At 70.5% G+C, this 12,787-nt stretch carries 12 protein-coding genes; 10 read left to right on the forward strand and 2 right to left on the reverse strand.

Features of this window, described 5'->3' with window-relative positions:
* Position 1: 1 nt before the first annotated feature.
* From AB0D85_RS13925 to AB0D85_RS13955, 7 genes are read left to right on the forward strand one after another with little or no spacing between them, the layout of a single operon-like run.
* Positions 2 to 643 carry a 1-hydroxy-2-methyl-2-butenyl 4-diphosphate reductase gene (locus AB0D85_RS13925; RefSeq protein ID WP_362318588.1) on the forward strand — a complete coding sequence of 214 codons (642 nt, stop codon included), beginning with the start codon at positions 2 to 4 and terminating at the stop codon, positions 641 to 643.
* A 6-nt stretch (positions 644 to 649) separates the two neighbouring features.
* Positions 650 to 1,672: an adenosyl-hopene transferase HpnH gene (hpnH, locus tag AB0D85_RS13930; RefSeq protein ID WP_359221703.1), complete on the forward strand. Its 1,023-nt coding sequence runs from the start codon at positions 650 to 652 to the stop codon at positions 1,670 to 1,672.
* A gap of 4 nt (positions 1,673 to 1,676) precedes the next feature.
* On the forward strand, positions 1,677 to 2,834 hold the full coding sequence (ispG, locus tag AB0D85_RS13935) for a flavodoxin-dependent (E)-4-hydroxy-3-methylbut-2-enyl-diphosphate synthase (protein WP_362318592.1): 1,158 nt from the start codon (positions 1,677 to 1,679) through the stop codon (positions 2,832 to 2,834).
* Between the two features lie 27 nt (positions 2,835 to 2,861).
* Positions 2,862 to 4,871, forward strand: a complete 2,010-nt coding sequence (dxs, locus tag AB0D85_RS13940) for a 1-deoxy-D-xylulose-5-phosphate synthase (RefSeq protein ID WP_362318595.1) — start codon at positions 2,862 to 2,864, stop codon at positions 4,869 to 4,871.
* Positions 4,868 to 6,253, forward strand: a complete 1,386-nt coding sequence (locus AB0D85_RS13945; protein WP_362318598.1) for an aspartate aminotransferase family protein — start codon at positions 4,868 to 4,870, stop codon at positions 6,251 to 6,253. The genes dxs and AB0D85_RS13945 overlap by 4 nt, the downstream gene beginning before the upstream one ends.
* 59 nt (positions 6,254 to 6,312) lie before the next feature.
* The gene (locus tag AB0D85_RS13950) at positions 6,313 to 6,936 is read left to right on the forward strand and encodes an XRE family transcriptional regulator (protein WP_362318601.1); all 624 of its coding nucleotides are present in this window, start codon (positions 6,313 to 6,315) and stop codon (positions 6,934 to 6,936) included.
* Positions 6,933 to 7,052: a DUF6126 family protein gene (locus tag AB0D85_RS13955; protein WP_362318604.1), complete on the forward strand. Its 120-nt coding sequence runs from the start codon at positions 6,933 to 6,935 to the stop codon at positions 7,050 to 7,052. The genes AB0D85_RS13950 and AB0D85_RS13955 overlap by 4 nt, the downstream gene beginning before the upstream one ends.
* A 9-nt stretch (positions 7,053 to 7,061) precedes the next feature.
* On the opposite strand, the gene AB0D85_RS13960 is transcribed toward AB0D85_RS13955, so the two are convergent.
* Positions 7,062 to 7,859 (reverse strand): tyrosine-protein phosphatase, encoded by a 798-nt coding sequence (locus AB0D85_RS13960; protein WP_362318607.1) that lies wholly within the window; start codon positions 7,857 to 7,859, stop codon positions 7,062 to 7,064.
* A gap of 176 nt (positions 7,860 to 8,035) precedes the next feature.
* Here AB0D85_RS13960 and AB0D85_RS13965 point away from each other — a divergent pair, with 176 nt between their 5' ends.
* The 3 genes from AB0D85_RS13965 to AB0D85_RS13975 all read left to right on the forward strand — a co-directional run bounded on the left by AB0D85_RS13965 (position 8,036) and on the right by AB0D85_RS13975 (position 12,136).
* Complete coding sequence (locus tag AB0D85_RS13965) at positions 8,036 to 10,120, forward strand: alpha-galactosidase (protein ID WP_362318610.1); 2,085 nt, start codon at positions 8,036 to 8,038, stop codon at positions 10,118 to 10,120.
* 357 nt (positions 10,121 to 10,477) lie between these two features.
* Positions 10,478 to 11,185 carry a DUF6250 domain-containing protein gene (locus AB0D85_RS13970; protein WP_362318612.1) on the forward strand — a complete coding sequence of 236 codons (708 nt, stop codon included), beginning with the start codon at positions 10,478 to 10,480 and terminating at the stop codon, positions 11,183 to 11,185.
* 165 nt (positions 11,186 to 11,350) lie between these two features.
* Positions 11,351 to 12,136, forward strand: a complete 786-nt coding sequence (locus AB0D85_RS13975) for an SGNH/GDSL hydrolase family protein (RefSeq protein WP_362318615.1) — start codon at positions 11,351 to 11,353, stop codon at positions 12,134 to 12,136.
* Positions 12,137 to 12,183: 47 nt separating this feature from the next.
* Here AB0D85_RS13975 and AB0D85_RS13980 read toward each other — a convergent pair whose 3' ends face one another.
* Positions 12,184 to 12,786, reverse strand: coding sequence for a TetR family transcriptional regulator C-terminal domain-containing protein (locus tag AB0D85_RS13980; RefSeq protein WP_362318619.1), 603 nt, complete (start codon positions 12,784 to 12,786; stop codon positions 12,184 to 12,186).
* Position 12,787: the final 1 nt, after the last annotated feature.

Below are 12,787 nucleotides of genomic sequence, written 5' to 3' on the forward strand. Positions count from 1 at the left end.
ATTGAGCACCACGCCCGCTCCGGCCCCGCTGCTGATCGCCTGCGCGCTCGGCATCGAGCACCTCGCCCTGCGCGCCGGCGAGAAGGGCGGCTCGGGCGGGCCGGTCACCGTGCTGCGCACCGGCATGGGGCCCAGGGCGGCGGAACGGTCCGTCACCCGGGTCCTGGACGACCCGGCGTTCGCCGGTGCCGCCGTGCTGGCCACCGGCTTCTGCGCGGGACTCGCCCCCGGGATGCACCCCGGCGACCTGGTCGTCGCCGAGGAGACCCGGGATCCGCGCGGCAGTGTCCCGTGCGTCGGCACCGAACTCCTCGTCAAGGAACTCGTGCGGACCGTGCCCGGCCGCACCGTCCACACCGGCCCCCTCACCGGCTCCGACCACGTCGTCCGCGGTCACGAACGGTCCGATCTGCTCGCGACCGGCGCGATCGCGGTCGACATGGAGTCGGCGGCCACGCTCCTGAGCGCCGTCCGTGCGGGCGAGCGCCCGGTTGCGGCCGTCAGGGTGGTCGTGGACGCTCCTGAACATGAACTCGTCCGGATCGGCACGGTGCGCGGTGGAATATCGGCTTTCCGCGTTCTTCGATCCGTTCTTCCAGCTTTCTTCGAATGGCACCGTTCTTTGCTGCTCCCCCGGAGGTGAGCCCAGATGGCCATGCCGCTGCGCCAGTCGATCAAGGTCGCTACCTACCTGGCTGAACAGAAGCTCCGCAAGCGGGACAAGTTCCCGCTGATCGTGGAGCTGGAACCCCTCTTCGCATGCAACCTGAAATGCGAGGGCTGCGGCAAGATCCAGCACCCCGCCGGCGTGTTGAAGCAGCGCATGCCCGTCGCGCAGGCCGTCGGGGCGGTGCTGGAGTCCGGTGCGCCGATGGTGTCCATCGCCGGCGGCGAACCCCTGATGCACCCTCAGATCGACGAGATCGTGCGGCAGTTGGTGGCGAAGCGCAAGTACGTCTTCCTGTGCACCAACGCGATGCTGCTGCGCAAGAAGATGGACAAGTTCACGCCCTCGCCCTACTTCGCCTTCGCGGTGCACATCGACGGGCTGCGCGAGCGGCACGACGAGTCCGTGGCGAAGGAGGGTGTGTTCGACGAGGCGGTGGCGGCCATCAAGGAGGCCAAGCGACGCGGCTTCCGGGTCACCACCAACTCCACCTTCTTCAACACCGACACCCCGCAGACCATCGTCGAGGTGCTCAACTTCCTCAACGACGACCTCAAGGTCGACGAGATGATGATCTCGCCCGCCTACGCCTACGAGAAGGCCCCCGACCAGGAGCACTTCCTGGGCGTGGAGCAGACCCGTGAGCTGTTCAAGAAGGCCTTCGCGGGCGGCAACCGCAAGAAGTGGCGGCTCAACCACTCCCCGCTCTTCCTGGACTTCCTGGAGGGCAAGGTCGACTTCCCGTGCACCGCGTGGGCGATCCCGAACTACTCGCTCTTCGGCTGGCAGCGCCCCTGCTACCTGATGAGCGACGGGTACGTGCCGACGTACCGCGAACTCATCGAGGAGACCGACTGGGACAAGTACGGCCGCGGCAAGGACCCGCGCTGCGCCAACTGCATGGCGCACTGCGGCTACGAGCCCACCGCCGTCCTCGCCACCATGGGATCCCTCAAGGAGTCGCTGCGCGCCATGCGCGAGACGGTCTCCGGGAACCGGGAGTGACGGCATGACCGCCATCTCCCTTGGCCTCCCCGGGGTCCCGCCCCGGCCGGTCGCCGAGCGGCGCCCGTCCCGGCAGATCCAGGTCGGGCCGGTGGCGGTCGGCGGCGGCGCCCCGGTGTCGGTGCAGTCCATGACCACCACCCGCACCTCCGACATCGGTGCCACCCTCCAGCAGATCGCCGAACTCACCGCGTCCGGCTGCCAGATCGTCCGCGTCGCCTGCCCCACGCAGGACGACGCGGACGCCCTGGCGACCATCGCGAGGAAGTCCCAGATCCCGGTGATCGCGGACATCCACTTCCAGCCGAAGTACGTGTTCGCGGCGATCGAGGCCGGGTGCGCGGCGGTGCGCGTGAACCCCGGCAACATCAAGAAGTTCGACGACCAGGTGCGGGAGATCGCGCGGGCCGCCAAGGACCACGGGACGCCGATCCGGATCGGGGTCAACGCCGGCTCCCTCGACCGGCGGCTGCTGGAGAAGTACGGCAGGGCGACCCCGGAGGCGCTCGTCGAGAGCGCTCTCTGGGAGGCCTCGCTCTTCGAGGAGCACGGCTTCCGCGACATCAAGATCTCGGTCAAGCACAACGACCCGGTCGTGATGATCGAGGCGTACCGCCAGCTGGCCGCCCGGTGCGACTACCCGCTGCACCTCGGCGTGACGGAGGCGGGCCCGGCGTTCCAGGGCACCGTCAAGTCGGCGGTGGCCTTCGGGGCGCTGCTGTCCCAGGGCATCGGCGACACGATCCGGGTGTCCCTGTCGGCCCCGCCCGCCGAGGAGGTCAAGGTCGGCATCCAGATCCTGGAGTCCCTGGGGCTCCGGCAGCGCCGCCTGGAGATCGTCTCCTGCCCGTCCTGCGGGCGCGCCCAGGTCGACGTCTACAAGCTGGCGGACGAGGTGACGGCAGGCCTGGAGGGCATGGAGGTGCCGCTCCGCGTCGCCGTCATGGGGTGTGTGGTCAACGGTCCCGGCGAGGCGCGGGAGGCCGACCTGGGGGTCGCCTCCGGCAACGGCAAGGGCCAGATCTTCGTCAAGGGCGAGGTCGTCAAGACGGTCCCCGAGTCGAAGATCGTGGAGACCCTGATCGAGGAAGCGATGAAGATCGCCGAACAGATGGAGAAGGACGGCGCCGGGTCCGGAGCACCCGCCGTCACCGTGAGCTGATCAGCACGGACCGAGAGGGGGCCGAGCGTGACGATTCTGGAGAGCATCCGGGGACCACGCGACCTGAAGGCGCTGTCCGAGGCGGAACTCGGTGAACTGTCCGAAGAAATACGCGAGTTCCTGGTGCACGCGGTCGCCAGGACCGGCGGCCACCTCGGGCCCAACCTGGGCGTGGTCGAGCTGACCGTCGCACTGCACCGGGTCTTCGAGTCCCCGGCCGACCGCATCCTCTGGGACACCGGCCACCAGAGCTACGTCCACAAGCTGCTGACCGGCCGTCAGGACTTCTCCAAGCTGCGCGGCAAGGGCGGCCTGTCCGGCTACCCCTCGCGCGAGGAGTCCGAGCACGACGTCATCGAGAACAGCCACGCCTCCACCGCGCTCGGCTGGGCCGACGGCCTCGCCAAGGCCCGCCAGGTGCAGGGGGAGAAGGGCCATGTCGTCGCGGTGATCGGCGACGGGGCGCTGACCGGCGGGATGGCCTGGGAGGCGCTCAACAACATCGCGGCCGCCAAGGACCGGCCGCTGATCATCGTCGTCAACGACAACGAGCGGTCGTACGCGCCCACCATCGGCGGCCTCGCCAACCACCTGGCGACCCTGCGCACGACCGACGGCTACGAGAAGGTGCTGGCCTGGGGCAAGGACGTACTCCTGCGCACCCCGATCGTCGGCAACACCATCTACGAGTCCCTGCACGGCGCCAAGAAGGGCTTCAAGGACGCCTTCGCCCCGCAGGGCATGTTCGAGGACCTGGGCCTCAAGTACGTCGGCCCGATCGACGGCCACGACATCAAGGCCGTCGAGTCGGCGCTGCGGCGTGCGAAACGCTTCCACGGGCCGGTGCTGGTGCACTGCCTCACCGAGAAGGGGCGCGGTTACGAACCCGCGCTCGCCCATGAGGAGGACCACTTCCACACCGTCGGCGTGATGGACCCGCTCACCTGCGAGCCGCTCGCGCCCTCCAACGGCCCTTCCTGGACCTCGGTGTTCGGCGACGAGATCGTCCGGATCGGCGAGGAACGGGACGACGTCGTGGCGATCACCGCGGCCATGCTGCACCCGGTCGGCCTCGGCAGGTTCGCCGAACGCTTCCCGGACCGGGTCTGGGACGTCGGCATCGCCGAGCAGCACGCGGCGGTGTCCGCGGCGGGGCTGGCGACCGGGGGACTGCACCCCGTCGTCGCCGTCTACGCCACGTTCCTCAACCGCGCCTTCGACCAGCTGCTGATGGACGTGGCGCTGCACCGTTGCGGGGTGACGTTCGTCCTGGACCGGGCGGGGGTGACCGGAGTCGACGGCGCGTCGCACAACGGCATGTGGGACATGTCGATCCTCCAGGTCGTGCCCGGTCTCAGGATCGCCGCCCCGCGCGACGCCGAACAGCTGCGCCTCCAGCTGCGGGAGGCGGTCGCCGTCGACGACGCGCCGACGCTGGTCCGCTTCCCGAAGGAGTCGGTGGGTCCGGAGATCCCGGCGGTCGACCGCGTCGGCGGGGTGGACGTGCTCCATCGCGGTGAGTGGCCGCAGGTGCTGCTGGTCGCGGTCGGAGTGATGGCGCCGGTGTGCCTGCAGGCGGCGGAACTGCTGGAGGCTCGGGGGATCGACTGCACGGTCGTGGATCCCCGTTGGGTGAAGCCCGTGGATCCCGCGCTGCCGGTGCTGGCGGCCGACCACGAGCTCGTGGCGGTCGTCGAGGACAACAGCAGGGCGGCCGGCGTCGGTGCGGCGGTCTCGCTGGCGCTCGGCGACGCCGATGTGGACGTGCCGGTACGGCGGTTCGGGATTCCCGAGCAGTTCCTGGCGCATGCGAAGCGGGGGGAGGTGCTGGCCGACATCGGGCTGACGCCGGTGGAGATCGCGGGGCGGATCGGGTCCAGTCTCGCGGGACGGGGGGAGGACGCCAAGGGGGGTGCCGCGGGGGGTCGTGTGGCGGGTGCGGCGCCGTCCGGGCTGGTCGCGCAGTTCCCCGCGCCCCTACGGGGCGCCTCAGCCGAGGGCGCTGTCATGGATGGCGCTCACAAGGAGAAAGAATGAGTACGGAGTTCGACCTCGGGGCGCTGCTCGCCGAGCGTGGCGGTGAGCGGTACGAGCTGCACGGCAGGTACCTGAACCACCAGCTGCCGCGCATGCTGCACACCATCGGCTTCGACAAGGTCTACGAGCGGGCCGAGGGCGCCCATTTCTGGGACGCGGACGGGAACGACTACCTGGACATGCTCGCGGGGTTCGGGGTGATGGGCCTGGGGCGCCACCACCCCGTCGTCCGCAAGGCCCTGCACGACGTCCTGGACGCCCAGCTCGCCGACCTCACCCGCTTCGACTGCCAGCCGCTGCCCGGGCTGCTCGCCGAGAAGCTCCTCGCGCACAGCCCGCACCTGGACCGGGTGTTCTTCGGCAACAGCGGCACGGAGTCGGTGGAAACGGCCCTGAAGTTCGCCCGGTTCGCCACCGGCAGACCACGCGTCCTCTACTGCGACCACGCCTTCCACGGCCTGACCACCGGCTCCCTGTCGGTCAACGGCGAGAACGGCTTCCGGGACGGCTTCGCCCCGCTGCTGCCCGACACGGCCGTGCCCCTGGGCGACCTGGACGCCCTCGCCAGGGAGCTGAAGAAGGGCGATGTCGCCGCCCTGATCGTCGAGCCGATCCAGGGCAAGGGCGTGCACGAGGCCCCGCCCGGCTATCTGCGCGCCGCCCAGGAGCTGCTGCACCGGCACAAGGCGCTGCTGATCGCCGACGAGGTGCAGACCGGCCTCGGCCGCACCGGCGACTTCTACGCCCACCAGCACGAGGAGGGCGTGGAGCCGGACCTGGTGTGCGTGGCGAAGTCCCTGTCCGGCGGCTACGTCCCGGTCGGCGCCACCCTCGGCAAGGACTGGATCTTCAAGAAGGTCTACTCGTCCATGGACCGCGTCCTGGTCCACTCGGCGAGCTTCGGCGCCAACGCCCAGGCCATGGCGGCCGGCCTCGCCGTCCTCTCGGTCATGGAGAACGACTCGGTCGTCGCCCATGCCCGGACCGTGGGGGAGCAGCTCAAGTCCCGGCTCGGCGCGCTGACGGACAAGTACGAACTGCTCGCCGACGTGCGCGGCCGGGGCCTGATGATCGGCATCGAGTTCGGCAGGCCCGCCTCGCTGAAGCTGCGCAGCCGCTGGACCATGCTGCAGGCCGCCCGCAAGGGCCTGTTCGCCCAGATGGTCGTCGTACCGCTGCTGCAACGGCACCGGATCCTCACCCAGGTCTCCGGCGACCACCTGGAGGTGATCAAGCTCATCCCGCCGCTGATCGTCGACGAGACGGACGTGGACCGCTTCGTGGACGCCTTCACGGACGTGATGGACGACGCCCACAGCGGCGGCGGCCTGATGTGGGACTTCAGCAAGACCCTCATCAAGCAGGCGGTGGCCAACCGCTAGCTTTTTGTCTCTGAGGCAAGAAAATTGCCTCGGAGACAAAGCTGCGGCTGAATGGAGGCATGAAGTCCTCCGAGAACGAGCGGGCGGGCGGGCCTGCCGACGAGCTGCCCGCCGTCGCCCCGCAGCTGCGCTCCCTGCGCCGCCGCGCCGGCCTCACCCTGGAGGCCGCCGCCCGCGACGCCGGGCTGTCGCCCGCGCACCTGTCCCGGCTGGAGACCGGTCAGCGGCAGCCCTCGTTGCCGATGCTGCTCGCGCTCGCGCGTGTCTACAGTACGACGGTATCGGATCTGCTGGGGGAGACCGTCGCCGACGGGGACGCGATCGTGCGGGCCGGCGACATGGAACCGACCCGCGCGGGCGGCTGGACGTACTGGCAGTCCGGCGCGCCCGGCCGGGGGATGCAGGCGCTGCGCGTCCGGGTGCCCTACGGCTCGCAGGGCGACATCGTGCGGGTGCATCCCGGCGAGGAGTGGCTGTACGTCCTGCACGGGCGGCTGCGGCTGCGCCTCGGTGACACCACACACGTGCTCGCGCCCGGCGACAGCGCGCACTTCGACTCGCTGACCCCGCACCGGCTCGCCGCCGAGGACCACGACGGGGTCGAGCTCCTGTTCGTCCACACCCTGCTGCAGAGTCCCACGGCCGCGCTGTGCCTGGGACCGATCACTGGAGAGCTGCCATGAGCGACATCGAGGAGAAGTTCCCCCGGGCCCTGTGGGTCCGGCTCATCATCTACATCGCCGTCGGGCACGTCTTCGCCGGGTTCCTCTATCTGCTGTTCGAGGTGGGCGCCAAGTGACGGGCGCGCTCAGTCGAGCAGCCGCTCCCGCAGCCGGTCCCGGGTCCCCGGAGTGACCTTCAGGCCCTGCTCCAGGTAGGTGTCGACGTCACCCCACGTCTCCTCGATGCTCTCGAAGGCCGCCGTCAGATACTCCGCGCGGGCGTCGAAGAGCGGGCTGAGCAGCTCCATCACCTCGGGGCTGTACACGCTCTCCCCGCTGCCGCTGCGCCGCACCTTGTAGCGACGGTGCTTGGCGTTGGACTCCAGGTAGTCGGCGAGGATCGCGTCCCGCTCCACGCCCACCGCGAGCAGCGTCACGGCTATGGAGACACCGGCCCGGTCCTTGCCGGCCGCGCAGTGCATCAGCGCCGGGACGCTGTCCTCGGCGATCGAGTGCAGCACGCGCGAGTGCTCGTCGGTGCGCTCCCTGACGATCGTGCGGTACGAGCTGACCATCCGGCCCGCGGCCTTGCCGTCGCCCAGGAGCCCGCGCAGCTGCTCGATGTCACCCTCGCGGACCATCTTCCAGAACTCGGCGCCGTGCGCCGGGTCGGTCAGCGGCAGGTTCACGTTCCGCACGCCGGGGAGCTCGACGTCCGGGCCCTCCAGCTTCTGGTCGGCCGCGTTGCGGAAGTCGAAGATCGTGTGCAGGCCGAGCGAGGTGAGGAACTCCGCGTCCTGCTCCGTCGCGTGCGCGAGATGCCCGCTGCGGAACAGCACGCCCGGCCGCACCCGCCGCCCGTCCGCCGTCGGCAGGCCGCCCACATCACGGAAGTTGCGCACACCGGCCAGCTCGGGCTCGGTCGACGGGACCTGCTGCGTCACGGGGGGCTCCTCCCGGCCGGTCCCGCCGGCGCTGCTCGCCGACGGGCACTGGCTCGACCATACGACATCGGTTTCCACGGGCAATGAGTTGTCCACAGGCGTTGCCTCGGGGGCCCGTGGCCCTTGATGATGTTCGTGCTTGAGCGGATCTGTTGGCACTTGTGTGAGGTTTCTCGATGGTGGACATCGCCGAAAACGGTCGTACCTGGCTTCTGTCTGGCCCCGGCAGCAGCTACGCGCTGCACCTCACGGAGGCCGACGAACTGCTTCACCTGCACTGGGGCCCCAGGATCCAGCTCGCCGACGCGGAGGCCCTCAGCGTCCATGCGCTGCCCGGCTACTGGCCCTTCGAGTCCCCGCTGGACGGCCGCGAGGAGTACCCGGTCGAGGGCGGTGCCCGCTTCGTCCGCCCGGCGCTGTCCGTGCGCACCGAGGAGCGCCGCGGCACCGAGTGGACCTTCGAGTCGTACGAGACCGAGGGCGACGCCGGTGACGAGGAGCTGCGGCTGCGCTTCCGGGACGACGGGATCGTCATCACCCTGCACTACCGGATGCGCGGCGATGTCGTCGAGCGCTGGGTGACCGTCGGCAACCAGGGACACGCGCGCGTGGAGCTGCTGCGCGCCGACGCGGCCACCTGGACGCTGCCCGACCGTGAGGGCTGGCGGCTCTCCCAGCTGCACGGCCGCTGGGCCGCCGAGTCCCGCCTCACCAGCGCCCCGCTCACCTACGGCGACAGGGTCATCGGCAGCCGCCGCGGCCACACCGGCCACCAGCACCTGCCCTGGGTCGCCCTCGACACGGACGCCACCGAGGAGCGCGGCGAGGTCTGGGGCTGCGCCCTCGGCTGGTCCGGCTCCTGGCGGATCGCCGTCGCCCAACTGCCGGACGCGCGCGTGCAGATCACCGGCGGCGCGGGCTACGACGACTCGGGCCTGCTGATGCTGGCGGAGGGCGAGTCGTACACCAGCCCGGTCTTCGCGGGCCTGTGGAGCGACGGCGGCTTCGGTGGGGCGAGCCGTGCCTGGCACGCCTACCAGCGGGCGCACATCATCCCGGACGCCGACCGCGACCGGCCGGTGCTGTTCAACTCCTGGGAGGCCACCACCTTCGACATCTCCGAGGAGCAGCAGGCCACCCTCGCCCGGCGGGCCGCCGCGATCGGCGTCGAGCTGTTCGTGGTCGACGACGGCTGGTTCGGCGCCCGCACCAGCGACCGCGCGGGCCTCGGCGACTGGACGCCCAACCCGGACCGCTTCCCGAACGGACTCAAGCCCCTCGCCGACTACGTGCACGCCCTGGGTATGCAGTTCGGCATCTGGGTCGAGCCCGAGATGGTCAATCCGGACAGCGAGCTGTACCGCGCGCACCCCGACTGGGTGCAGTACCAGGAGGGGCGAAAGCGGACGGAACTGCGTAATCAGCTCGTCCTCAACCTCGCCCGCGAGGACGTCCAGGAGTACCTCTGGGAGCAGCTCGACGCCCTCCTCTCCAGTGCCCCCATCGACTACGTCAAGTGGGACTTCAACCGCTGCTTCACCGACGCGGGCTGGCCCGGGGAGCCGTACCCGCAGCGGCTGTGGGTCGACCACGTGCGCGGGTTGTACGCGCTCCTCGACCGGCTCCGCGCCGCCCACCCGGACGTGGCCATCGAGTCCTGCTCGGGCGGTGGCGGCCGGATCGACCTCGGCATCATGACCCGTACCGACGAGGTGTGGACCTCCGACAACACCGACCCGCTGGACCGGCTCGCCATCCAGCACGGCTTCAGTCAGATCCACCCCGCCCGGGTGATGTCCGCCTGGGTCACCGACAGCCCGAACCACCAGCTCAACGGCCGCGTCAGCAGCCTGCGTTTCCGTTTCGTCAGCTCCATGGCCGGTGCGCTCGGGGTCGGCGGCGACCTCTCGCAGTGGACCGAGGAGGAGCTCGCCGAGGCCGGCCGCTGGGTGGAGCTCTACAAGCAGATCCGGCCCCTGGTGCAGCGCGGCGACCAGTTCCGGCTGCGGCCGCCGGCCGGCGGGCTCAGCGCGGTCCAGTACACGCTCGGCGACGAGACCGTCGTCCTCGCCTGGCTCCAGGCGCAGAGTTACGGCGAGCCGGTGCCGGCGCTGCGGTTGCAGGGGCTCGACCCGGCAGCGTCGTACGAATGCCGTGAAACGGGCGAAGTGCACCGAGGTGCCGTCCTGTTGCATCACGGGTTGCGCGCCGGACTGAAGGGTGACCTGGATGCGACGGTCATCCGGCTCCGTCGCATCTGATGCTTCTGCCTGAATTGGCACCTTCATTGCAACTCGCTCCGGAATAAGGGGACGTGGCGTGACGTGCGTGAGGAGCGTCATATTCGTGACCGTCCGTCGCGCGTCATGTCCACGTAATTCCGGTGCTTTACCTCCGCTCGAAGGGCCTCGCCGTCGGCTGACCCGACGCCTCTCCTCGGCCCGACGCGCACTCCGAGGGCCGGGCCCCCGATCCCCGGGCCCGGCCCTCGGCGCGTTGCTTTCTCGTGGCGGGTGCGTCCGGGGCATCGACAGCGACGGCATGGCGGCGGCACAGTGATCCCCGTCAGGTGCAAGCGCTTTCTGCCGCTCCCCGTCCTGCCGGAAGGAACCTGCCGTATGACGACCACCCGCCGAGCCTTCGGAACCCTGGCCGCCGGAGCCGCCCTCGGGGTCCTCGCCCCCGCCGCGCGCGCGACCGCCGCCTCCCCGCACCCCCGCCCGATCGCCGCCGACGACTTCCGCCGCGGCCTCGGCCAGTGGTTCGTGGAGCTGGAGCAGGGCGGCACGGTCACCGCGTCGCGCGGGATCCTGGAGGTCGACGTGCCCGCCGGCGCCACCGTCTGGTTCCGGCGCCGGCTCGAAGGGCCGTACATCCTGGAATACACCGCCACACCGGTGTCGGCGGGCGGCGTCAACGACCGCGTCTCCGACCTCAACAACTTCTGGAACGCCACCGACGTCCGCTCCCCGGACGACCTGTTCGCCACCCCGCGCAGCGGCGCGCTCGCCGACTACGACTACCTCACGACGTACTACGCGGGCTACGGCGCCAACTACGACACCACCACCCGGCTGCGCCGCTACGTCGGCGAGCCCGGCGTCCGGCCGCTGATCTACGACTACACCGAGCCGCTGCTCGTCGCGAACGAACCCAATCACGTCCGGATCGTCTCCGACGGGCAGACCGTACGGTGGTGGAACAACGGCCGGCTGGTGTTCGACTACCGCGACCCGGAGCCTTATACGAGCGGGCACTTCGCGTTTCGGACCACCTGGAGCCACTTCCGGATCAGCGGCTTCCGCGTCTGGCGATCGACGCGTTAACAGAGCATCAACGTCGCTGATCAGAGCCTTATTCCAGGCTTGGTAAAGTATTTAAAAGTGTCTTATCTCACCGATCGTCAACCCCTTATTACGGTCGCGTAGGTCACAGTCGGAGGTGAATCATGGTCCGATGTGGCAGACGATTCGAAGAGTGACAATGCATCAGTGATCGGGTCGTACGTGGCGGTGGGGGACAGCTTCACCGAGGGCGTCGGCGACCCCGGCCCCGACGGGGCGTTCGTCGGCTGGGCCGACCGGTTCGCGGTACTGCTGTCGGACCGGCAGCCCGAAGGCGACTTCGACTACACCAACCTCGCCGTGCGCGGCAAACTGCTCGACCAGATCGTGGCGGACCAGGTGCCGCAGGCCCTGGAACTCGCCCCGGACCTGGTCTCCTTCTGTGCGGGCGGCAATGACATCATCCGTCCCGGCACCGATCCCGACGAGGTGGCCGAGCGGTTCGAGCGGGCCGTGGCCCAACTGACCGAGGCCGTCGGCACGGTGCTGGTGACCACCGGATTCGACACCCGGGGCGTGCCCGTCCTCAAGCATCTGCGCGGCAAGATCGCCACCTACAACGGGCATGTCCGGGCCGTCGCCGACCGGTACGGCTGCCCGGTCCTGGACCTCTGGTCCCTCAAGACCGTGCAGGACCGGCGGGCCTGGGACGGCGACCGGCTCCACCTCTCTCCCGAGGGGCACACGCGCGTGGCGCTGCGCGCCGGTCAGGTGCTCGGCGTCGAGGTACCGGCCGACCCCGACCAGCCGTGGCCGGCACTCCCGCCCCGCGGCACCCTGGAGGTCCGCCGCGACGACGTGCACTGGGCCCGCGAGTACCTGGTCCCGTGGATCGGGCGGCGGCTGCGCGGCGAGTCCTCGGGCGACCATGTGACGGCCAAGGGGGCGCTCTCCCCGGACGACATCAAGATGCGGATCGCCTCCGTGGCCTGAGACGGGTCACGGGGTGAGTAAGGGGCGGCCTCCTGGCGGGTCGCCCCTTACCGCTCCTCGGGCAGGCCCAGTTCGCGCGCCAGCGCCTCGTCCACCCACTCCTGTGCCCGCGAACGCGGTACGGAGCCCGGGTACGACGTGAGCTGGACGGCCAGCCCGTCGAGCAGCGCGGTCAGCCGCAGGGCCGCGGCCGTCGGGTCGGGGCACCGGAACTCGCCGGCGGCCACCCCTTCGGCGATGACCTCGGCGATCGCCGCCTTCCACCGCTGGTCCAGGTCCCGGGTGACGTCCCGCAGCGCGGGCTCGCGCAGCGCCACCGCCCAGCCCTCGATCCACAGCCGCCAGCCCTTGGCCTGCCCGGTCGGCGCGTACCAGCGCACCGCCGACCGCAGCCGGCGCGCCGCCGACGTGCGCCGGCCCAGCAGCTTGCCCAGATGTGCCAGGTCGTCCTCGGCGGCACGCGCGAAGGCGGCGGCGACCAGCTTCTCCTTCGTCGAGAAGTGGTACAGCACCAGTGCGTTGCTCACGCCGAGGGCCGACGCGACATCGGCGATCCGTACCGCCGCCACGCCCCGCGCCTCGATCTGCTCGATGGCGGCCCGCAGCAGTTCCTCTCGCCGCTCGGCCACACTCAACCGCACTCTCGCCACG

It is taken from the genome of Streptomyces sp. NPDC048277 (assembly GCF_040652235.1).
GTDB lineage: Bacteria > Actinomycetota > Actinomycetes > Streptomycetales > Streptomycetaceae > Streptomyces.

Bases quoted from the DNA above. Each gene is read 5' to 3' on its own strand.
- hpnH (WP_359221703.1), top strand. From the start codon at position 650: ATGGCCATGCCGCTGCGCCAGTCGATCAAGGTCGCTACCTACCTGGCT.
- ispG (WP_362318592.1), top strand. From the start codon at position 1,677: ATGACCGCCATCTCCCTTGGCCTCCCCGGGGTCCCGCCCCGGCCGGTC.
- AB0D85_RS13945 (WP_362318598.1), top strand. From the start codon at position 4,868: ATGAGTACGGAGTTCGACCTCGGGGCGCTGCTCGCCGAGCGTGGCGGT.
- AB0D85_RS13950 (WP_362318601.1), top strand. From the start codon at position 6,313: ATGAAGTCCTCCGAGAACGAGCGGGCGGGCGGGCCTGCCGACGAGCTG.
- AB0D85_RS13955 (WP_362318604.1), top strand. From the start codon at position 6,933: ATGAGCGACATCGAGGAGAAGTTCCCCCGGGCCCTGTGGGTCCGGCTC.
- AB0D85_RS13965 (WP_362318610.1), top strand. From the start codon at position 8,036: ATGGTGGACATCGCCGAAAACGGTCGTACCTGGCTTCTGTCTGGCCCC.
- AB0D85_RS13970 (WP_362318612.1), top strand. From the start codon at position 10,478: ATGACGACCACCCGCCGAGCCTTCGGAACCCTGGCCGCCGGAGCCGCC.